The sequence below is a fragment of the Arthrobacter sp. Soc17.1.1.1 genome, from assembly GCF_036867195.1.
Lineage (GTDB): Bacteria > Actinomycetota > Actinomycetes > Actinomycetales > Micrococcaceae > Arthrobacter_D.
On the sequence record NZ_JBAJII010000001.1, the window covers coordinates 3316305 to 3337535 of the forward strand.

At 70.5% G+C, this 21231-nt stretch carries 21 protein-coding genes and 1 tRNA gene; 10 read left to right on the forward strand and 12 right to left on the reverse strand.

The genetic code is table 11. The features are described 5' to 3' along the window. Window positions 1–16 precede the first annotated feature (16 nt). The 9 genes from V6S67_RS15300 to V6S67_RS15340 all read left to right on the forward strand — a co-directional run bounded on the left by V6S67_RS15300 (window position 17) and on the right by V6S67_RS15340 (window position 8553). Window positions 17–87 (forward strand) — tRNA-Gly (locus V6S67_RS15300). Between the two features lie 87 nt (window positions 88–174). After that, window positions 175–603 (forward strand): aspartate 1-decarboxylase, encoded by a 429-nt coding sequence (gene panD / locus V6S67_RS15305; protein ID WP_334211042.1) that lies wholly within the window; start codon window positions 175–177, stop codon window positions 601–603. Between the two features lie 160 nt (window positions 604–763). Continuing rightward, on the forward strand, window positions 764–2083 hold the full coding sequence (locus V6S67_RS15310) for an extracellular solute-binding protein (protein ID WP_442884818.1): 1320 nt from the start codon (window positions 764–766) through the stop codon (window positions 2081–2083). Then, a complete protein-coding gene (locus V6S67_RS15315; protein WP_334211043.1) occupies window positions 2080–3090 on the forward strand; it encodes a carbohydrate ABC transporter permease in 1011 nt (336 codons plus the stop codon). The genes V6S67_RS15310 and V6S67_RS15315 overlap by 4 nt, the downstream gene beginning before the upstream one ends. Continuing rightward, complete coding sequence (locus V6S67_RS15320) at window positions 3090–3938, forward strand: carbohydrate ABC transporter permease (protein ID WP_334211044.1); 849 nt, start codon at window positions 3090–3092, stop codon at window positions 3936–3938. The genes V6S67_RS15315 and V6S67_RS15320 overlap by 1 nt, the downstream gene beginning before the upstream one ends. Window positions 3939–3975: 37 nt before the next feature. Further along, window positions 3976–5361, forward strand: coding sequence for an ABC transporter ATP-binding protein (gene ugpC / locus V6S67_RS15325; RefSeq protein WP_334211045.1), 1386 nt, complete (start codon window positions 3976–3978; stop codon window positions 5359–5361). Window positions 5362–5451: 90 nt separating this feature from the next. Continuing rightward, the gene (locus V6S67_RS15330; RefSeq protein WP_334211046.1) at window positions 5452–7041 is read left to right on the forward strand and encodes a helicase HerA-like domain-containing protein; all 1590 of its coding nucleotides are present in this window, start codon (window positions 5452–5454) and stop codon (window positions 7039–7041) included. A 67-nt stretch (window positions 7042–7108) separates the two neighbouring features. After that, window positions 7109–7543, forward strand: a complete 435-nt coding sequence (locus V6S67_RS15335; protein WP_334211047.1) for a DUF3592 domain-containing protein — start codon at window positions 7109–7111, stop codon at window positions 7541–7543. A 26-nt stretch (window positions 7544–7569) separates the two neighbouring features. Next, window positions 7570–8553 (forward strand): hypothetical protein, encoded by a 984-nt coding sequence (locus V6S67_RS15340; RefSeq protein ID WP_334211048.1) that lies wholly within the window; start codon window positions 7570–7572, stop codon window positions 8551–8553. A 28-nt stretch (window positions 8554–8581) separates the two neighbouring features. On the opposite strand, the gene V6S67_RS15345 is transcribed toward V6S67_RS15340, so the two are convergent. From V6S67_RS15345 to V6S67_RS15395, 11 genes are all read right to left on the reverse strand, one after another. Beyond that, the gene (locus V6S67_RS15345; protein WP_334211049.1) at window positions 8582–9673 is read right to left on the reverse strand and encodes an SDR family oxidoreductase; all 1092 of its coding nucleotides are present in this window, start codon (window positions 9671–9673) and stop codon (window positions 8582–8584) included. 92 nt (window positions 9674–9765) lie between these two features. Further along, entirely contained in the window at window positions 9766–11748 is a 1983-nt protein-coding gene (locus V6S67_RS15350; protein WP_334211050.1) for an NHL domain-containing thioredoxin family protein, read from the reverse strand. Beyond that, a complete protein-coding gene (locus tag V6S67_RS15355) occupies window positions 11745–13895 on the reverse strand; it encodes a cytochrome c oxidase assembly protein (RefSeq protein WP_442884819.1) in 2151 nt (716 codons plus the stop codon). The genes V6S67_RS15350 and V6S67_RS15355 overlap by 4 nt, the downstream gene beginning before the upstream one ends. 120 nt (window positions 13896–14015) lie before the next feature. Further along, the gene (locus V6S67_RS15360; RefSeq protein ID WP_104051767.1) at window positions 14016–14294 is read right to left on the reverse strand and encodes an HU family DNA-binding protein; all 279 of its coding nucleotides are present in this window, start codon (window positions 14292–14294) and stop codon (window positions 14016–14018) included. A gap of 246 nt (window positions 14295–14540) precedes the next feature. Continuing rightward, complete coding sequence (rpsN, locus tag V6S67_RS15365; protein WP_026545363.1) at window positions 14541–14846, reverse strand: 30S ribosomal protein S14; 306 nt, start codon at window positions 14844–14846, stop codon at window positions 14541–14543. Window positions 14847–14849: 3 nt separating this feature from the next. Continuing rightward, a complete protein-coding gene (gene rpmG / locus V6S67_RS15370) occupies window positions 14850–15017 on the reverse strand; it encodes a 50S ribosomal protein L33 (protein WP_019481734.1) in 168 nt (55 codons plus the stop codon). Then, window positions 15017–15253 (reverse strand): 50S ribosomal protein L28, encoded by a 237-nt coding sequence (rpmB, locus tag V6S67_RS15375; RefSeq protein ID WP_043441573.1) that lies wholly within the window; start codon window positions 15251–15253, stop codon window positions 15017–15019. Before rpmB ends, rpmG begins: the two co-directional genes overlap by 1 nt. 304 nt (window positions 15254–15557) lie before the next feature. Beyond that, a complete protein-coding gene (locus V6S67_RS15380; protein ID WP_334211051.1) occupies window positions 15558–16700 on the reverse strand; it encodes a glucose-1-phosphate adenylyltransferase family protein in 1143 nt (380 codons plus the stop codon). A 105-nt stretch (window positions 16701–16805) separates the two neighbouring features. Continuing rightward, a complete protein-coding gene (locus V6S67_RS15385) occupies window positions 16806–17318 on the reverse strand; it encodes a MarR family winged helix-turn-helix transcriptional regulator (protein WP_334211052.1) in 513 nt (170 codons plus the stop codon). 104 nt (window positions 17319–17422) lie between these two features. Beyond that, a complete protein-coding gene (locus V6S67_RS15390) occupies window positions 17423–18040 on the reverse strand; it encodes a M23 family metallopeptidase (RefSeq protein WP_334211053.1) in 618 nt (205 codons plus the stop codon). 40 nt (window positions 18041–18080) lie between these two features. After that, a complete protein-coding gene (locus V6S67_RS15395; RefSeq protein ID WP_334211054.1) occupies window positions 18081–18863 on the reverse strand; it encodes an SGNH/GDSL hydrolase family protein in 783 nt (260 codons plus the stop codon). An 83-nt stretch (window positions 18864–18946) separates the two neighbouring features. On the opposite strand from V6S67_RS15395, the gene V6S67_RS15400 reads away from it, so the two are divergent. Further along, on the forward strand, window positions 18947–19963 hold the full coding sequence (locus tag V6S67_RS15400; RefSeq protein WP_334211055.1) for a diacylglycerol/lipid kinase family protein: 1017 nt from the start codon (window positions 18947–18949) through the stop codon (window positions 19961–19963). 45 nt (window positions 19964–20008) lie between these two features. Here the strand turns inward: V6S67_RS15400 and V6S67_RS15405 are convergent, their stop codons facing one another. Beyond that, on the reverse strand, window positions 20009–21133 hold the full coding sequence (locus V6S67_RS15405) for a M23 family metallopeptidase (RefSeq protein WP_334211056.1): 1125 nt from the start codon (window positions 21131–21133) through the stop codon (window positions 20009–20011). Window positions 21134–21231 lie beyond the last annotated feature (98 nt).

The following is a 21231-nucleotide window of genomic DNA, read 5'->3' on the forward strand; positions in this document are numbered from 1 at the left end:
GCGGTTCAAGCACCGTGCGGGCGTAGCTCAATGGTAGAGCGCTAGCTTCCCAAGCTCGATACGCGGGTTCGATTCCCGTCGCCCGCTCTTGTTCCCTCCGGGGAGGGCCCGGTGTGCCCAAGGACACCTCCCCCGCCCACCTCAGGGCCCGGTATCGGCAGTATCCTTGAGGCGATGAATCGCACAATGTTCGCGTCGAAGATCCACCGCGCCACCGTCACCCACGCCGACCTCCACTACGTCGGCTCCGTCACCGTGGACCTCGACCTGCTCGACGCCGCGGACATCCTGCCCGGGGAGCTCGTCTCGATCGTCGACATCACCAACGGGGCCCGGCTCGAGACCTACACCATCGCCGGTGAGCGTGGATCCGGTGTCATCGGCATCAACGGGGCGGCCGCGCACCTCGTGCACCGCGGAGACCTCGTCATCCTCATCGCCTACGCGCAGATGACCACCGAGGAAGCCCGTGCGTTCGTCCCCACCGTGGTGCACGTCGACGCCGACAACCGGATCGTGGAGCTCGGCTCCGATCCCGCGGAGGCCGTGACCGCAGGCGTCGAGCGCCCTCCGTTCGCCCTGGATCATTCCGCCGTCTTCTGACGTCCTGCCGGGACACATCCGCGCGTCGCGTGATCGTCAGCAGCCTGTCTAGCGATTTGCCGCGCCAAGGCATAGGGTCGAAAAAGCAAGGTTGCTTAGGCTGTCGGTTCGTCCGGACCGTCAGCCGGGTTGTCTACAAGGATGTGGAGGCTCGGTACGAATGCCCAACAGTCGACGAACACGCTCCGCCGTGAGAAACCGTCCGGGAGGCACCGTCCTGGCGGGCCTGGTCATGGGGACGCTGGTCATGAGCGGCTGCGGACCCGCGCAGGCGGACAACAGCCTCACCTGGTACATCAACCCGGATGCCGGCGGCCAGGCCGCCATCGCGCAGAAGTGCAGCGACGAGTCCGGCGGCCGCTACAGCATCGAGACCTCGCTCCTCCCGAACGACGCCGCCTCGCAGCGCGAGCAGCTCGCACGCCGCCTGGCAGCGGGCGACGCATCGCTCGACATCATGAGCCTCGACCCGCCGTTCATCCCCGAACTCGCCGAACCGGGCTTCCTGGCGCCGGTCCCCGAGGACGTCGCCGAAGCCACCACGGAGAACGTCGTCGAGGGCGCCATCGCCGGTGCCACCTGGAAGGACGAGCTCGTCACGGTCCCGTTCTGGGCCAACACGCAGATCCTCTGGTACCGCAAGTCCGTGGCGGAGGCGGCCGGCCTCGACATGTCCGGCCCCGTCACCTGGGAGCAGGTCATGGAGGCGGCGCGGACCCAGGAGAAGACCCTCGGGGTGCAGGGCGCGCAGGCCGAATCCATGACGGTCTGGCTCAACGCCCTCATCGAGTCGGCCGGCGGCTCGATCATCGTGGACCCCGAGGCGACGGCGGAGACCGTCGAGCTCGGCCTGGACTCCGACGCCGGGATCGCCGCCGCGGAGGTCATCTCCACGATCGGCAAGGACGGGCTCGGCGGCCCGGGGCTTCCCACACAGGACGAGAACGCCTCCCTCATCGGCTTCCAGGGGGACTCCGGATCCTTCATGGTGAACTGGCCGTTCGTCTACCCCGCCACCGTCGGCGCCGTCGAGGCGGGCACCCTCGACCAGGCGGTCATCGACGACATCGGCTGGGGCATCTACCCGAGGATGACCGAGGACCAGGAGGCGGCCCCGCCGCTCGGGGGCATCAACCTCGGCGTGGGAGCCTCGAGCGACAACCCCGAGCTCGCCTACGAGGCGATCCAGTGCATCGTCTCGGTCGAGAACCAGTCGGAGTACTTCGTGACCAACGGCAACCCGCCGGCGAACACGGAGGCCTACGAGGACCCCCGGATCGAGGAGTCCTTCCCCATGGCCGAGACCATCAGGGATTCCCTCCAGGTCGCGGCACCCCGCCCGCAGACCCCGTTCTACAACGAGGTCTCCACCGGCATCCAGCAGCGCTGGGCGCCACCCGCCGCCGTCGACCCGGACAGCACGCCGCAGTCGTCGAGCGACTTCATCACATCGGTCCTCAGAGGGGAGCAACTCCTGTGACCTCCGCCATCCCAGCGAAGACGACGACGGCGTCGCCCGCAGAAGCCGGACCGCGCCTCGACGCGGGCCGGGGCAACGGCACCAAGACCGGCAGGGCCCCGAAGCAGTACAGCGACCGCACCCGCGCGGAGCGGCGGCTCGGCTGGATCCTCGCCGGTCCGGCGTTCGTCATCATGCTGCTCGTCACGCTGTACCCGATCCTGCAGGCCATCTACGAGTCGCTGTTCCGCTTCCGGCTGACGGCGCCCGATGAGCGGGCCTTCATCGGCCTCGAGAACTACCTCGTGATCCTGTCGGATCCGGTCTGGTGGTCCGGGCTGTGGACGACGGTCTTCATCACCGTCGTCACCGTCCTCGTGGAGCTCGTCCTCGGGTTCGCCCTCGCGCTCGTGATGCACAAGGCACTGAAGTCGGTCCGGGGGTTGCTGCGCACCGCGATCCTCGTGCCCTACGGCATCATCACCGTGGTCTCCGCGTTCGCCTGGTTCTACGCCTTCGACATCAACTCGGGTTACGTCAACAGCTGGTTCGCCTGGCTGCCGGGCATCGACGAGAACCTCAACTGGTTCGCCCAGGGCGGCACCGCCCTGTTCGTCATCATGGCCTCCGAGATCTGGAAGACCACGCCGTTCATCTCGCTGCTCCTCCTCGCCGGCCTCGCGCAGGTACCGGACGAGCTCAGCGAGGCGGCGAAGGTCGACGGAGCCACCTGGTGGGAGCAGATGCGCAAGGTCATCATCCCGAACATGAAGGCGGCGATCATGGTCGCCGTCCTCTTCAGGGCGCTGGACGCCTTCCGCATCTTCGACAACGTGTTCATCATGACCAACGGCGCCTACGGCACGGAGGTGCTGTCGCTGCTCGCCTACCGGCAGTCCATCAGCAGGCTGGAGATCGGACTCGGCTCGGCTGTGTCCGTGCTCCTGTTCCTCTGCGTCCTGCTGATCTGCTTCGTGGCGATCAAGCTGTTCAAGGTCGATCTCGCCGGAACGCAGGGAGGAAGATAATGACGAACACCAGCACCAGGAACAAGGTCCTCTGGGCGGTCGCCACGGTCCTCGTCCTCCTCTACGCGCTCTTCCCGGTGGCCTCGATCCTGGCGACGTCCTTCAAGTCCCCGAGTGACCTGACGAGCGGGAAGTTCCTCCCCTCGTCGGGCACGGCGACGACGAGCAACTACGAGCAGATCCTCGTCGGCGACGCCCAGGGGCTGTTCCTCTCGGCCCTGCGCAACTCCATCGGCATCTCGCTCATCGCGACGTTCATCGCCGTGGTGCTGGCGACGCTGTGCGCCTACGCGATCGCCCGCCTGGACTTCCCCGGCAAGAAGCTCATCCTGACGACGGCGCTGGCCGTCTCGATCTTCCCCGTCATCTCGATCGTGACGCCGCTGTTCAACCTGTGGCGCAGCATCGGCCTCTACGACACGTGGCTCGGCCTGATCATTCCCTACCTCTCGCTCACGCTCCCCATCTCCATCTGGACCCTCGCCGCGTTCTTCCGGCAGATCCCCTGGGAACTGGAGCAGGCGGCCCAGGTCGACGGCGCCACGACGTGGCAGGCGTTCCGCAAGGCCATCGTCCCGCTCGCCCTGCCGGGGGTGTTCACGACGGCGATCATCGCGTTCTTCATCGCATGGAACGACTTCGTGTACGGCATCTCGCTGACGTCCACCGAAGCGGCGCGGCCCGTCCCCGCCGCCCTCGCGTTCTTCACCGGGGCCTCGCAGTTCGAGTCACCGACCGGAGCCATCTCGGCGGCCGCGATCATCGTCACGATCCCGGTGGTCCTCCTCGTCCTCCTCTTCCAACGCCAGATCGTCTCCGGCCTGACCTCGGGCGCCGTCAAGGGCTGACGGCCCCCGCGGCGCGCTCAAGAAAAGGAATCGCACCATGGCTTCAATCACCCTCAACCACCTGGTCAAGAAGTACGGCGACGGCTTCCCCGCCGTCAACGACATCAGCATCGACATCGCGGACGGGGAGTTCATCATCCTCGTGGGCCCGTCGGGCTGCGGGAAGTCCACGCTGCTGCGCATGATCGTGGGCCTCGAGGACATCACGGACGGCGACCTGCTCATCGACGGCCAGCGCGTGAACGACAAGGCACCCCGGGACCGCAACCTGGCGATGGTGTTCCAGAACTACGCCCTGTACCCGCACCTGACGGTGTACGAGAACATCGCGTTCCCCCTGCGCCTGGCCAAGGGCAAGCACTCGGAGGACCAGGTGGACAAGCTCGTCACCGAGGCGGCGGCCACCCTGGAGCTGACCGACCACCTGCAGCGCAAGCCGGCGAACCTCTCGGGCGGTCAGCGGCAGCGCGTCGCGATGGGCCGGGCCATCGTCCGCCAGGCGGACGCGTTCCTCTTCGACGAGCCGCTGTCCAACCTGGACGCCAAGCTGCGCGGGCAGATGCGCTCCGAGATCTCCCAGATGCAGCGGCGCCTCGGGGTCACCTCCGTCTACGTGACGCACGACCAGACCGAGGCCATGACCCTCGGCGACCGCGTCGCCGTACTGAAGAAGGGCGAGCTGCAGCAGATCGCCTCCCCGCGGGAACTGTACGAGCAGCCCGTGAACCTCTTCGTGGCGGGCTTCATCGGCTCGCCGTCGATGAACTTCCTGCCCGCGACCCTCGAGGGCACCACCCTGAGAACCGCGCTCGGCGACATCGGCATCCCGGAGGACAAGGCCCGCAAGGCGGCCGGCAAGCGCGTGGTCCTCGTGGGTGTGCGCCCCGAGTTCTTCGAGGACGCCAAGCTCGTGGAGGACAGCAAGCGCCCCCACGGCTCCACGTTCATGGCGACCCTCACGCACACGGAGTGGCTCGGCAACGAACAGTACGGGTACATCAACTTCGACCCCGCACCCGAGATGCGCGAGCTCCTCAACAGTCTGGCCCGGGACATGGACGCCGACGAACTCCGTCCGCAGGTGGTGGTCACCCTCGACGCCGCGAGCCGTATCCGTGGCGGGCGGGAGGCCGAGATCTGGCTGGACACGCGGAAGCTCCACCTGTTCGACGCCGAGACCGGGGAGAACCTGACGCGTGATGCCGAGGCGGGCGCCGCGCTGACGGCCGAGGCCGCCGAGGACCGCGCGGAGGAGATCGCCACCGCCCAACAGGCGGACCGGGACGGGAGCGCCTTCGGCAACGGCACATCGGGCAACGGCACATCGGGCAACGGGACCGCGGCCGCAGGGAATACCTCGGTCGATGCCGGTGCCCGTTCGGGCGGCTCGTCGGCGGCCGGGGGCAGGCACGCGGCAGGCTGACCGGACCCGGGCGGCCAGCCGCCCGGAGAGCTCCTCCACGGCAGGACCGGCACCCGGGAGGGCGCCGGTCCTGCTGTGTAGTGTGGCCCTATGGTCGAACACGACGGCGCCGCCCAGGTCGCCGACATCACCGCCGGATACGTCTTCGAAGGACCGACCCTGCACCTCGGGGCGGCCCTGGTGGGCGGCACGGTGCACGCCGACGCGCAGGTACGCCTGCCGCTCGCCATGATGAACCGGCACGGCCTGATCGCGGGCGCCACGGGCACCGGCAAGACCGTGACCCTGCAGGTCCTGGCGGAGCAGCTCTCCGCGCAGGGCGTCCCCGTGTTCCTGTCCGACATCAAGGGCGACCTCACCGGGCTCGCCACGCCGGGAACGGCGTCGGACCGGCTGGCGAAGCGCACGGCGAGCGTGGGACAGGACTGGGCGCCCGCCGGCTTCCCCGTCGAGTTCCTCACCCTCGGCACCGGGAACGGCGTCCCCGTCCGCGCCACCATCTCCTCCTTCGGCCCCCTGCTCCTCAGCAGGGTGCTCGACCTCAACGAGACGCAGGAATCGAGCCTTCAGCTCGTCTTCCACTACGCGGACCGGAACGGCCTGGAGCTGTACGACCTCGCCGACCTCCGCGCCGTCATCGTCTTCCTCACCTCCGACGAGGGCCGGGACGCCCTGACGTCCCTCGGCGGGCTGTCGAGCGCCACGGCCGGGGTCATCCTGCGCGGACTCGTGACGCTCGAGGCCCAGGGCATGGACGCGTTCTTCGGCGAACCGGAGTTCGACACGGCGGACCTCCTCCGGACCGCGCCGGACGGCCGCGGGATCATCACCGCGCTGGAACTCGTCAGCGTGCAGCAGAAACCGCGGCTGTTCTCCACGTTCCTGATGTGGCTGCTGGCCGACCTGTTCGCCGAACTGCCCGAGGTCGGCGACACGGACAAGCCCCGCCTGGTGTTCTTCCTCGACGAGGCGCACCTGCTCTTCACCGGGTCCTCGAAGGCCTTCCGCGAGTCCATCCAGGCCACCGTGCGGCTGATCCGGTCCAAGGGCGTGGGCATCTTCTTCATCACGCAGACACCGAAGGACGTGCCCGGGGAGGTCCTCGGGCAGCTCGCCAACCGCATCCAGCACGCGCTGCGGGCCTTCACCCCCGACGACGCCAAGGCCCTCCGCGCCACGGTCTCGACCTTCCCCATGAGCGACTACGACCTCGAGGAGGTCCTGACCTCCGCCGGTATCGGCGAGGCCGTGGTCACCGTGATGAACGAGCGCGGTGCGCCCACGCCGGTCGCGTGGACCCGGCTCCGCTCCCCCGAATCCGTGATGGGCCGCGGACCCGAGGGGACGGTGTCCACCGCCGTCGCCGCCTCCCCCCTCCTCCCCCGGTACAGCCAGGCCGTCGACAGGCATTCCGCGTACGAGAAGCTGACCGGACGGTCCGGCGGCGTCCCGGGCCGCGCACCGGTCCCCCCTCCCGATCCCCCCGCGCGCGACGCCGGACCCACCGGACCCACGCGCGATGCACGCGAGGTGCGCGACGAGGAGGCACGCCGCATCGAGGAGGAGATCCTCGGCCTGCCTCCGCGCAGGGAACCCGGGCACGCGGAGCCCCGCCCGTCCCAGGACGGACGACGGCGGGACGCGGCCCGGACCGGGACGAGCTGGCGGATCTCGCCCTGAAGGCGGCCGGGGTCATCGGGAAGGAGCTCGCGCGCGGCCTGTTCGCCACGAAACGCCGCAGGCGCCCGTGGTCCTGAGGCTGCGGACCCCCGCGGCGGTGTCCGAGGAGACACGCTCCGCGGTGGTGATCGAGTTCGTGTCGGCGGGCCTGACGGCGCTCGGACTGGGGCTGCTGATCGCTGCACTCGTCATCCGGCTGATCTACGGGTCGTGGACCCGGACGCAGGCCATCACCTTCGACCACGAGGGGCACCCGTACCTCCGCTGGCACGATCACCGGTACCGGATCGTCGAGGCGCTGTGGTCCGGCGGCATCCGGAGAGGGCGGCAGGGCGCCGCCCCGTCGCCGCTGCCGCCCGGGGAGGACGTCACCATCTTCTACCAGGCGAGGAACCCGGCGCAGTGGACCCTCGAGGAGCCGTACCGGGGCACGCGGGTGGTCGCCGTCGTCGGCCTCGTGTGCGCCGTGCTCGGGGCGCTCCTCGGATTCCTGCCCGGCTGACGCGGACCAGCCGGTACCGTTGAGGGGTGCACACCACTCCTGTCGTGAAGGCGCTCGCGGGCTGGCTGCTGGCACTGATGCTGGTCGGCACGGGCTTCCTCGCGACCGTCTCCCTCCTCAACGGGCAGCTGTACGGCCCCGAGCACCAGGTCCGCCTGTACCTCGAGGCGCTGCGCGACGGCGACGGCAGCAGGGCACTGGGCCTGCTCAACGCCTCGGTGCCGGAAGGCTCCAACCCCGCCCTGCTGGACGGCGGGGGCCTGGAGCGGGCGGGCGCGGCGCTCGAGGACGTGACGGTCGGCGATGCGCGCGAGGCGGGTGCGGACCGGGTGGAGGTCCCCGTCAGCTACACGCTCGACGGCGCGCGGACGACCACCGACTTCCCCCTCCAGCGCACCGGCACAGAATGGGGCCTGTTCACCGTGTGGCGCTTCGAGCAGAGTGTCCTGCCGGCGGTCGAGGTGTCCGCCGTGAACAGTGTCCGGGCCACGGTGAACGGCGTCGACGTCGGGCTCCCGGACGGCAGGGTGTCCCTCGCCTCCTTCTACCCCGCAGCCGTCACGGCACAGTACGAGGGCCGGTACTTCTCGGCTCCGGAGCGCCGCGCGACGGTCACCGGCCGGGACGCCCCGCCGCCCCTGGCGCTCGCCACCGAGGCGACGCCCGAACTGACCCGGGCGGTCGACGACCAGCTGCATGCGTTCCTGGACGACTGCGCCCGCCAGACCGTCTTCCAGCCCAGGAACTGCCCGTTCAACTACATCACCAACGAGCGGCTGGCCGGGGACATCACCTGGTCCATCGAGGACTACCCCTCCGCGTCCATCACGCCGAAGGACGGCGGCTGGCTCCTGGCGCCGCTGCGCGGATCCGCCCGGATCGAGACCCAGCTCCGGGACTTCTTCTCGGGCGAGGTCCGGGACGTGGTGGAGTCCGTGCCCTTCGAGTTCGGCGCCGACCTCGCGGTGACCGGGGACGCCGTCACCGTCACGCCCGTGGTCCGCTACTAGGCGCTGCCGCTCCCCGCCGCGGCCCGCATCACGGGATGAGGCGCTCGGCGCGGTAGCGGTCGAACAGCGCGGTGAACGCGTCCGGGGTCCGCCGGTACCCGGTGAACCCGGCCACGCGGCTCCTGCCCATGTCGGTGACCACCTCGATGTCCCGCCCGAGGTCGCCGTCGGTGTGCCACCAGGAGGCCATCCGGTCCAGTCGGGGCTCGGCGAGGCCGTGACGCTCCGCGATCCCTGCCCACTGCGCGTCGCGGCCGGCCATGGCCTGCTCGAGCGGACGCGGCGCGCCGCTGTACCCCTCCCACTCCACGCCGAAGTAGGCGGCGAGCTGCGGCCACAGCCAGCGCCAACGGAAGACGTCGCCGTTGACGATGTTGAATGCCTGATCGGCCGCGGCGGGGGCCGTCGAGGCCCACAGCATGTGCTCGGCGAGGAGCCCGGCGTCGGTCATGTCGGTGAGCCCGTTCCACTGCGTCTCCGACCCGGGGAACACGAACGGTTCGCCCGCCTCGCGGCAGAGGGTGGCCTGCGTGGCGAGCGTCAGTCCCATGTTCATCGCGTTGCCGACCGCATGGCCGATCACCGTGTGCGCCCGGTGGACCGACCAGGTGAAGCCCTGCTCCGCTGCCGCGGCGAACAGCTCGTCCTCCTGCGCGTAGTAGAAGTTCCGGACCGGCAGGCGCGGCTCCTCCTCGTGGAACGGTGTATCGGCCATCTGCCCTGCGGCATAGGCCTCGAAGGGCCCGAGGTAGTGCTTCAGCCCGGTCATGAGGGCCACGTGCGCCACGTCCTTGCCGCGGAGGGCGAGCAGCAGGTCCCGCAGCATGCCCGCGTTGACCTCGATGTTCGCCTCCTCGGTGTCCTGCCGCGACCAGGCGGTGAAGAACACGTGCGTGGGCCGCTCCGGGGCGAGGGCGGCTGCCACGGCGTCGGCGGAGGTGAGGTCCGCGGACAGCCAGCGGACGCCGTCGTGCCCGGCACCGGGCCTGCGGGAGAGCGCCAGGACCTGCCAGCCCTCCGCGGTGAGCCGCTCCACGAGCGCCGATCCGGCGATGCCCGTGGCTCCCACCACGAGGGCCGTGCGCTGTGCCGGTGCTGCGGGTCCGCTGTCGGTGGTCATGGTGGCTCCTCGTCGTGATGCTGGGTGCGCGTCGTCGGTCTGCGTCGGTCTGCGTCGGGCTGCGGTGGGGCTGCGGTGCGGCCCCGACGGGGTCAGTCCAGGCCGCGCAGGTCCAGCGTCAGGGCGGTGTCGCCGTCCGCCGTGACCGACACCGGGATGCCCCAGTCCTGCTGGTACAGGTGGCAGGCGGCATGGTCGGGGATCTCCCCGCCCGGCTCGCCGTCGCAGGACGCCGCCCGCGCGGTGATGTGCAGGACGCCGTCGCCCGCCTCGGGGGACAGCACGAGTTCCCGCGTCAATCCCGTGGACGTCCCCCCGCCGGAGACCAGCAGCGACTCCGGGGAGGCGCTGATCTTCAGCTGCGTGGGGTCTCCCCAGCGGTCGTCGAGCTTCTGTCCCGTGGGGGCGGAGAAGCGCACGGTCAGGGCCACGGGCCCGGCGGACATCGGCGTCTTGGGCCGCTGCGTCTGCGACGCCCCCTCGTCGACGGCGAGCGCCTCCTTGGGCAGCGGCACGCGGACGAGCTGGTGCCGGTTCGCCTCGACGACGATCAGCAGCGGGTCCCCGCCGTCGGCGACGGGCGTGGTGTCCACGAGCACGTCGGACGGCTCGGACAGGCCGCGCAGCAGCGTGGACACCTGGCGCGTGGCCGGGTCGTAGCGGCGCACGGCGCCGTTGTAGGTGTCGGCGATGGCGATGGAGCCGTCGGGCAGCGCCGCGACGCCGAGCGGGTGCTGCAGGCGCGCCTGGTCGGCGTCGCCGTCCCGGAAGCCGAAGTCGAACAGGCCGGTCCCGACGGCCGTCTGCACCTGGACGCGCCTGCGCCCGTCGACCTCGAGGAAGGACAGGATCCGCACCGAGGACGTCTCGGAGTCGGCGATCCAGATGGTGCCGTTGGCGTCCTCGGCGAGACCGGAGGACTGGGCGAACCACGCCGCGGAAGCGTCGCCGTCGAGCAGCCCCTCGAGGCCGGTACCGGCGAGGACCTCGACGGCGTGGCTGCGGGGGTCGTAGGTGAAGATCTGGTGCGTGCCCGCCATCGCGACGACCAAGCGGTCCAGGACCGTCGAGTGGAGCACGTCCCAGGGGGAGGACAGCGACACGTTCAGGGCGTCGGTACCGAGCTGCGTCTGGGTGAGGCGCGGTGTCTCGCTCTCCGCGCCGACCTCGTGCGCGTTCTCCTGCCGGCCCGTCTTGGTGTGGTTGCCGGCGTCGAGCAGGCGCTGCGTGCCGTTCCCGGCGAGCGTGCGCACCTCGCCCGTGGCGAGGGTGACACCGCGCAGGCGGTGGTTCACGGAGTCGGCCACGACGACGTCGTACCCGACCTCCGCGGCGAGCCCTGCCGGGAGGAGCGCGACGCCCTGCGGCTCGTTGAACTGTGCCTCGCCGGCCGCACCGTCGCGGAAGCCCTTGGTCCCGGAGCCGATGGTGCGGCGCACGGTGACGAGGTCCGCCTCGAGCTCCACGAGGCGGTGGTGGCCCGTGTCGCCCGCGAGGAAGGTGCCGGTGGCGGGCAGGGCGATGAGCTTGCCCGGGAACTTCAGGTCCCCGGCCGTGCTCTCGGCGGGCACGTAGGGCCCGTCCCCGCGGTGCAGCGTGCCCTTGGCCTCGTGCTCGGCCACGAGCTCCTCCACCAGGGAGGTGAGCCCGGCGGCGTGCCCCTCGCCGGAGAGGTGCGCCACGATGTAGCCCTCGGGGTCGATGACCACGAGCGTCGGCCAGGCCCGCGCCGTGTAGGCCTGCCACGTGGTCAGTTCCGGGTCGTCCAGCACCGGGTGGTGGATGTCGTAGCGTTCGACGGCGGCGGCGAGCGCCACCGGGTCGGCCTCGTGCTCGAACTTCGGGGAGTGCACGCCCACCGTGACGAGGACGTCCGAGTACTGCTCCTCGAGGGGACGCAGCTCGTCGAGGACGTGGAGGCAGTTGATGCAGCAGAAGGTCCAGAAGTCGAGGATGACGATCTTGCCGCGCAGGTCCTCCAGCTGCAGTTGCTTCCCGCCGGTGTTGAGCCAGTTGCGGCCGGTCAGCGCTGAACCGCGCACGCGGTAGCCGGTGCGCACGGTGGTCTCGGTCATTCGGTCTCCCCTGCAGAGTCTCCTGGTGTGGCCCGCGCGGGGGACTGCTGCCCTGGCCCGCGGGTTCCGGCGTCGCGCTTGGCGAGGTCGGCGAACATGCTGTTGTAAGCCGTGAGATCGGCGTCGTTATTCCTGTCCGCCGCACGGTCGGTGCGCTTCGTCTCCCGGGCGTCCGACCTGGACCACATCACCGCGACGCCGATCGCGAGCAGCAGCGTCGGGATCTCGCCCACGCCCCACGTCACGGCACCGCCCACCTGCTGGTCGGCGAGGGCCGAGACACCCCACTCGCGGCCCATGTTGCCGAACCAGGAGGCCTCGAGCAGGGAGGTGGAGCCCATGAGGGTCACGCCGAAGAAGGCGTGGAAGGCCATGGTGGCGAACAGGAGCACGATCCGCAGCGGGTAGGGCGCGCGGAACGGGACAGGATCGGAGCCGATCATCGAGAGCACGAAGATGTACCCGGTGATGAGGAAGTGCGTGATCATGAGCTCGTGGCCCACGTGCTCGCGGAGCGCGAAGCCGAACAGGGGCGAGTAGTAGAAGACGATGATCGAGGCCACGAAGTTGCCGGCCGCGAACAGCGGGTGCGTGATGATCCGTGACGGCCAGGAGTGCACGATCACGAGGATCCACTCGCGGATGCCGCGCGTGCCGTCGCGTCGCGCGTCGAGCGCCCTGAGCGCCAGTGTGACGGGCGCTCCGAGGACGAGGAACAGCGGCACCACCATGGTCAGCGCCATGTGGTCGATCATGTGGGCGCTGAACAGCACCATGCCGTAGATGGCGGGGGCTCCGGACGTGAAGTAGGTGAGCAGCAGCAGGCCCACGATCCAGCTGGCGAGCTTCAGCAGGGACCAGGAGTCGCCGCGGCGGCGGAGTTTCACCGTGCCGAGGATATAGGCGACGCCGAGGGTCAGGGCGACGGTGATCCACAGCCAGTCGGGCCGCCACTCGCTGAGCCAGCGGATCGGGGTGGGCTCGGGCGGGAGGTCGTAGCCGGTCAGGATGCGGGCGGGCCCTGCCGCGGTGGGCAGTTCCTCGGTGCGGGGCGGCGCGGTGCGGCCGAGGGCCCCTGCCACGCCGGAGACCGCGGCCATGACCACGAGTTCCACGGCGATGAGCTGCCACAGCACCCGTCGGGCGGACAGCTTCGACGCGGCCGTCCCGGCGGGGGCGTCCAGCTGCGGGATGATCCACTGCCGGTGCATCCAGCCGATGCCGCCCAGCAGCAGCGTGGCGATGGTCTTGAAGGTGACCAGCAGGCCCCACTGCGAGCTGAGCTGCGCGAGATCCGTGATGCGGAGGCTCGCGTTCACCACGCCCGAGGCCACCACGAGCAGGAACGCGAACCCGGCCAGGGCCGAGAAGCGCTTGAGGACGGGCACCGTCTGCTCGCCCAGTCTGCCGCCGACGACGGCCAGCGCGATGATCCCGCCGACCCACAGGCACACGCCCACGAGGTGCAGGGCGATCGAGTTGACGGCCGCGTTGTGGTCGTCGCCGCTGGCGGAGTGGCCGATCAGGGCCATAGGCAGCAGGTTCAGGAGCGCCAGCACGAGGGCCAGCGCCAGCCCGATCTGGGACCGCACCCCGAACAGGATCGTGGCGAGGACGGCGGACACGATGGACGTCACGAGCCAGGCGCGCCCCGTGGAGAAGTCGGTGAGGAACGCCGCGAGGCCCTGGGTGTAGGTGGGGTCGGAGCTGAGCGGGAGGCCCGCGGCGTCCGAGTAGGTGAAGACCATGACGCCGAGCGCGCCGAGCGTCCAGGCGACGGCGGAGGCGGAGGCGAGGAGCAGCACGCGGGAGAAGGCCGGATGCTCGCCTGCATCCTCCCGGGGTTTCCGCCCCTTCGAACCGACCTGCCGCGGCAGCATGACGACGGCGAAGACGAGGGCGCCGATGGTGCCTGCGGCCGCGGTGTTGTTGAGGACCTTGGCGACGGGCAGGCCCCACCGCGTCAGGGCGCCGGGGTCACCGAGCTGGCGGGCGGCCGCCGCGCCGGAGAAGAACAGGGCCACCACGAGTGCGGCGAGGACCGCGACGCCGGCAAGGACCAGCCAGACGGTCCCGATGGCGCGCTCCGGGGAGGTGCTGGCGAGCGTCTCGCGCGGGTGCTTGGCAGTAGTGGACACATACACCATTCTCTACCCGCAGTAGAAATAGGGCGAATTCCCTGCGGGACCGTACGCCCGGGGCGGATCCGTGCAGGAACGACGGAGGGCCGCTGCCATGGTGGCAGCGGCCCTCCGGTGGAACGTGGACTACTTGGCGGAAGCCTTCAGCTTCGAGCCGGCGGTCAGCTTGACGCTGTGGCCGGCCGCGATCTGGATGGTCTCGCCGGTCTGGGGGTTGCGGCCCGTGCGCGCTGCGCGGCTCGTGCGTTCGACGGCGAGCCATCCGGGGATGGTGATCTTCTCGTCCTTGGCGATGGACTCGGCGAAGACGTCGAACAGCGCGTCGAGGACGCTGTTGACTGCAGCCTGGCTGGTGTCGGCCTTCGCTGCTACCTCGGAGACAAGTTCACTACGGTTCTTAGCCAATTTAGGTCCTCCTGGACGTACTCTTCGGAACGAGCTTTCCGCGGTATTCGAAAAGCCTCTGTTCGAAAACCTATCAGCTTGCACGCGGTGTTCCGCGTGTTTACGCGGCTTTTCGGCCCGATCGGGGGCGGATTGACCCAGTTCGGGCCTCATTCGCGGGCTTCGGGCGGAAACGGCAGAAGCCGGCAACCCGTGGGTTGCCGGCTTCCGAGGTGCCGTGCGGAGGGCGTCACGCCCCGGTGGCTGCTACCAGCTCGACTTGGTCACGCCGGGCAGCTCGCCCCGGTGCGCCATGTCACGGAAGCGGACACGCGAGATGCCGAACTTCTGGAGCGTGCCGCGGGGGCGGCCGTCGATCTGGTCGCGGTTGCGCAGTCGCACCGGCGAGGCGTTGCGGGGAAGCTTCTGCAGGCCGAGGCGTGCTGCTTCGCGGGCTTCGTCGGTGGCGTTCTCGTCGACGAGGGTCTTCTTGAGCTCGAGGCGCTTGGCCGCGTAGCGCTCGACGATGACCTTGCGCTGCTCGTTGCGAGCAATCTTTGACTTCTTGGCCATGGTTTAGCGCTCCTCTCGGAATTCGACGTGCTTGCGGATCTTGGGGTCGTACTTCATCAGGACCATGCGGTCCGGATCGTTACGACGGTTCTTGCGCGTCACGTAGGTGTAGCCCGTCCCTGCGGTGGACTTCAGCTTGATGATCGGACGTACGTCCTTGTCCTTCGCCATTAGAGCTTCACTCCCCTCGCGAGGATCGACGCGACGACAGCGTCGATGCCGCGGACGTCGATCGTCTTGATGCCGCGGGCCGAGACCTGCAGCGTCACGTTGCGGCGCAGGGAAGGCACGTAGTAGCGCTTCTTCTGAATGTTGGGGTCGAACCGGCGCTTGTTGCGGCGGTGCGAGTGCGAAATGCTGTGTCCAAAGCCGGGCTCGGCTCCGGTCACTTGGCAGTGGGCTGCCATAACTCTCCTCCAGATTAGATGAACGTGACGGAATCACTTGTCGAGCGTCCCGCCACCAGTAATGACACCGCTATTACTGCAGCTTTCCGGAGGTTGGCCTGGCAGGGTGAGAACCTGCCGAAGCGCCTCGCCGCGGGGAAGACGGTGAAGATCGGGCGGCGCACAGCCTCGCGGCGCACAGCCCGACATTTCAGGTAGTCGCGGGTAACCGGGCGGACTCCGTCCCGTCCACGGACGGATCGGCGTCAGCCACAGCCAAACGCCCTACCATACTACCGGCAGGATCTGGCTTGACCAAAACGCGTCAGTCGCTCATCCGCCCGTCGCGGTCGACGACCACGGGCTCGTCCGGTCCTGCCCCGGCGCAGTCCCCCGACACGACAGCGCCGGAGTCGACGATCGCGTGCCGGACGCGGCTGCCCGCGGTGACCCGCACGCGGTTGAGCAGCACCGAGTCCTCCACGACGGCACCGGCCTCCACCGTGGCGCCCGAGCCGATGACGCTCCTGCGGACGGTGCCGTGCACCGTGGCTCCGGGGGCGATCAGCGCGTCGGCGACCACGGCTCCCTCACCGATGCGCGCCGGGGTCAGCTGCGGGGGCTCGGTGAGGATGGGCCACTGCGGGTCCGCGAGATCCAGCCCCCGGCCGTCGACGAGGTCGAGGTGGGCACGGAGGTAGTTGACCGGCGTCCCGAGGTCCCGCCAGTACCCCTCGAGCCGATGCTCCACCACGGCTCCGCGCTGCACCAGGTGGGGCACCAGGTGGTGCCCGTAGTCCCCGAGCCCGTCCTCGGTGTCCTGCAGGCTGTCGAGCGTGTCGAGCAGGGCGGCCGCGGTGTAGAGGAAGATCTCGGCAGCCACGATGCTCGTGGGAGGGCTGTCGGGCTTGTAGGCGAAGTCGGTGACCCTGCCGGCGTCGTCGACGGTGGCCACGCCGTGGTGGGAGGCGTCGCCGTCGAAGTCGACGGTGACCATGGTGAGGTCCGCGCCGGTGCGCAGGTGCGTGTCGACGACGTCACGGTAGTCGAGGCGGTAGAGGTGGTCGGAGCTGAGCACCAGGACGAGGTCCGGGGCGAAGTCCCGGATGAAGGCGGCCTGGCGGAGCAGGCCGTCCGCGTTGCCGTCGGCGAAGCCCTCACCCTCCCTGCCGCTGAAGGGCGGCAGGACCAGCAGTCCGCCGCGCGTGCGGTCGAGGTCCCAGGGCCGGCCGTTGCGGAGGTGGTCGTTGATGGTCTTCGGCTGGTACTGCTCCATGATCCAGACGTCGGAGATGCCGCTGTGATGCAGGTTCGACAGTGCGATGTCGATGAGCCGGAAGCTGCCGCCGAGGGGCATGGCCGGCTTGGCGCGGTGGTCTGTGAGGGCGCCGAGGCGGCCGCCGGCCCCGCCCGCGAGGACGATCGCGAGGACGCTGGGTTGGTGCCGGAACTGTCCGTGCGGGGCCATCTGCCGTCCTATCCCCGGTCTCTGCCGGGTGCTGTCGGGTGCTGTCGGGTGCTGTCGGGTCCTCGGACGGGGTGCGTGACCGAGGGGATCGTGACCGGTGCAGGCCTAGGGCGACCGGGGTGAGGCGCTCGCCCCGATCTCCTCGCCGTCGGACAGGATCCAGTGGGCGCTGTCCATGCCGCGGAGGATCTTGCGGCCCACCCGCTCGAGGTCGGCAACGTCCTGCCCGTCGAGGGCGTCGAAGACCGTGGCGCGGACCTGCGCGACGTGCGCGACCGCCAGTTCGGTCAGCATCTCGAGTCCGGCGGGCGTCAGGGAGGCCGTCGTCACCCGGCCGTCCGAGTGGGACGGGAGGCGGGTCACCCAGCCGCGCCCCTCCAGCTTCTTCACCACATGGCTGAGACGCGAGAGCGACGCCGTCGAGCGTGCAGCCAGTTCGCTCATGGGCAGGCACCTGCCCTCGGACTCGGAGAGCATCGCGAGGACCGTGTAGTCGAACAGGGTGATGCGTGCCTCGCGGAACAGGTGCGCGTCGAGGCTCGCGGGGACCAGGGACGTCAGCGCATACAGGGCCAGCCATGCGCGCCGCTCGTCGGATGTGAGCCATTGCGCCGCCATCCGCTCATTCTGGCACACCGGTTCCGGGCCGCCGAAGGGCTCCGCGCGGAGCGGCGCCGGCTTGCGGGCCACTGCCGCGGGTGCTTGTCGGGCCCCGTCGGTCCTCACACCCGGATGATCTGCGACTCGCGCGGCACCTCGGTGCCCGTGGCGGTCCGGAAGGCGAGGGGCAGGCCACGCGCGGCACCCCAGTCGGTGCTGTCGGTCACCTGCAGGTGCACGTGCGGCTGGGTGCTGTTGCCGGAGTTCCCGCACTCGGCCAGTGACTCCCCCGCGAGGATCCGGTCCCCCACCCCGACCCGGAGCGATCCCCGGCGCAGATGGGCCACCAGCACGAAGGGCCCGCCACGTTCGAGGGCGACGACGACGTGGTTGCCGGCAATCGCCGCCGGCCCGTCGTGGATCCGGCGGGACTGGCCCGCCGTGTAGGCCAGCAGCGCAGGCTGCGACCTCCGCGCCGCGTGGTCCTCCTCGCCGTCGTGGGCGATCACGACGGTGCCGGCGGCCGGCGCCAGGACCGGGGCGCCGAAGCCGACGAACGCCTCGGGCGGCTCGGTGGCCAGCAGGGCGCGCCACCCGCGCGCGGCCACCCGGCCGTGCACGTCGACGGGGACGAGGTCGATGGCGTAGGTGGTGCCCATCAGGTGGGTGCCGTGGCTCGGCACGCGGCGTGCAGGGCTGTTGCGGGCCCGGAAGGATCCGCGGAGGGGATACTGCAGCACGACCGGTGCACGGGGCGGCAGCATGTCGGGCCCGGAGACCTCAGGCCGGGACGGTCGCCCAGTCGGGCTGGACCGGCGCCGGGTACTTGGCGGTCAGTTCGTCGCCCGAGGAGACGCCGCGCAGGCGTCGGCCCACCCACGGCTTCAGGTACTCCCGGGCCCACTGCGCATCCGCCTTGAGCTGCTCGGCCCGTCGGAGGACCGGGCGTGCCTCGAGCTCCGGCAGGTCGATCCGGTGGGAGGCCTTCAGTGCCTCGAGGACGCGCGCGGCCATCAGCGTGTGTCCGGCGGTGGACATGTGCATGCGGTCGACGTCCCAGTAACCCCAGTCCTGGAACTCGCGCAGCCGCCAGTAGTCCACGATCGTCGCGCCGCGGTTGTCGGCGATCTCGCGGACCCACTCGTTGTAGACGGCCGTGCGTCCGCGGGTCTTCCCGAACACGGCGGAACCCGCCGCGTCGAAGCCCGTGAACAGCACGACGGCGGCTCCGGCGTCGCGGAGCCGCCCGATGCCGTCGTCGTAGTGCGCCATGAGGGCGTCGATGTCGATACGGGGGCGCAGGATGTCGTTGGCACCCGCGTAGAGGGTCACGAGCGTCGGCTGCAGCGCCAGCGCGGCGTCGATCTGCTCGTCGAGGATCTGGCGCATCTTCTTCCCGCGGATCGCGAGATTCGCGTAGCCCCAGGAGGGGTCGGCGAGGATGAGCTGCTCGGCCACGCGGTCCGCCCAGCCGCGCACGCCGTTGGGGGACGCCGGGTCCCAGTCGCCCACCCCTTCGGTGAAGGAATCGCCGAGGGCCACGTATCGCTGGGGAAAGTTCACGTCCCAAAGATTACCCTCGGCGCCGGGGGCGGCCGGGATAAGCTCGACGGAGCCACCCGTTGACACCCCGCACGAAGGACACCATGCCCACCGACGTCTTACCCGCGCCGACCACCGACACCGATACCGACGCCGTCGCGGATGCCGGATCGGGCCGCCGTCGGGCCGCGCTGATCGTCAACCCCATCAAGGCCACCACCGCCGACGTCGAGGGCGCCGTCCGGCGCATCTCGGCCGAGGACGGCTGGGAGGAACCGCTCGTGATCGAGACGACCGCCGACGATCCCGGGCACGGCCAGGCCCGGGAGGCGCTCGAGGCGGGGGTGGACCTCGTCATCGCGGCCGGCGGGGACGGCACGGTCCGGTGCGTCGCCGAGGAACTCGCCGGCACCGGGACCATGATGGCCCTCGTGCCGCTGGGCACCGGGAATCTGCTCGCCCGGAACCTCGACATCGCCGTCGACGATCCGGATGCCGCCGTCGAGTCCGCGTTCCGCGGGACGGAGCGGACCATCGACGTCGTGCACGTCACTGTGGACCGCGCCCAGGACGCCCACGTGTTCCTGGTCATGGCGGGGATCGGCTACGACGCCGCCATCATGTCGGACACGCGGGACGACCTGAAGGACAAGGTCGGCTGGCTCGCGTACGTGGACGCCGGGATCAGGAACCTGCCCGGCAGGCCCTCGCGCACCACCATCTCGGTGAACGGGGGCAAGCCCTTCGAGCGCCGCCTGCGCAGCGTGATGGGCGGGAACTGCGGGAAGATCATGGGCGGCCTGGAGATCTTCCCCGGCGCCAGGATCGACGACGGCCTCATGGACCTCATGACCGTGGCCCCCAAGGGCAGGCTCGGGTGGCTGGCCGTCGCGGGCAAGCTGGTCGCGCGCGGCAAGGGCAGGAGCAAGGACCCGTCGCTGGAGTACTTCCAGTGCCGCACCGCCGAGATCACGCTGCGTGAACCGCTCGAGGTGCAGCTCGACGGCGATGCCCTCGGCACGGCGACGCACATGGCGTTCGAGGTCAAGCCGGACTCGCTCCGCCTGCGGATGCCGCTCGGCTACAAGGACCCCGCCGTCGTCAGCGAACCGCTGCCCTGACGGGACCCGGGGCAGCGGCGGCCCCCGGGCCGGCGGTGCCTCCGGTCACAGCCAGGGCTGCGGGTCGACCTTCTCGTCGTTGACCAGGACCTCGAAGTGGAGGTGGCACCCCGTGGAGTTGCCCGTACTGCCGACGGCGCCGAGGAGGTCTCCGCGCTTCACGGTGGTGCCGGCCGGCACGTCGAGGGCGCTCAGGTGGTTGTAGGTGGTCTTCAGCCCGTCGCCGTGGTCGATCAGGATGCGCTGCCCTCCGCCGTAGGCGTGCCAGCCCGAGTCGACGACCGTCCCGGCGTCCGCGGCCTTCACCGGGGTGCCGCAGGCGCTGGCGTAGTCGACGCCCGTGTGGAGCTCCGTCCCGGAACCGCCCAGGGGATTGACCCTGTACCCGAAGGTCGAGGCGACCTCCGGGTTCTCCACCGGGGCGCTGAAGGCCTTGCGTTCCTTCGCTGCCGGTGCTAGGGACGCCGAGAGCGCCCGCGCACTCGCGATGCTCGGGGCGATGCCTTCGGCGGCGGGACCCGCGGCCTCGAGGCCGAAGGTGACCGTGGCTCCTGCGGGCGCGGTGACGGCCTGCGGGACGCCGGATGCGACGGCAGCCTCCGCACCACCGGCAGGGGCCGGGGCCGAGGTGGCCGACGGCGCGACGGCGCCCATCAGCAGACCGGCCGAGGCAAGGACGATACCGGCGGTGGCGGCGTTGTCCCGCAGGCGGGTGAACGACGTCGGGAGGGCGTTCCGGGCTGCCGTCCGGCGGGTCGCGAGAGCACGTGCGTCCGTCCGTCGCCGGGCCGACGACGGCGTGCGTCCGCTGCTGCGGACGCTGCGGCGCGACGGCAGGGCCACAGGGGCGGAGGCGGAGGCGTCGTCGGAGGCATCGGAGGCATCGGAGGCATCGGAGGCATCGGAGGCATCGGAGGCATCGACGGCAGCGTCATCGACTGCGGTGGCAGGTGCGGTGGCGTCGGTGGCATCGGTGGCAGTTGCGTCGGTGGTGACAGCGTCATCGGTCGCGACAGCGTCATCGGCGGGTGCCTCCTGGGCGGCCCGCTCCCGGGCGCGGAGTTCGCGGCGGGTCAGCGGGGCGGGGGGACGCGGCGCGTCCCCGGAAGGAGTCGGGACGGCAGAGGGCACGGACGCATCGGGTCCCGTCTCCACGGATTGCGGCTCCATGGGCGCGACGGCACGCGTCGGTGCCGGGATGGACGGGGCAGAAACGGACGGCGCAGGAACGGACGGCGCGGGAACGGGCTGTGCGGCCGGCAGGGAGG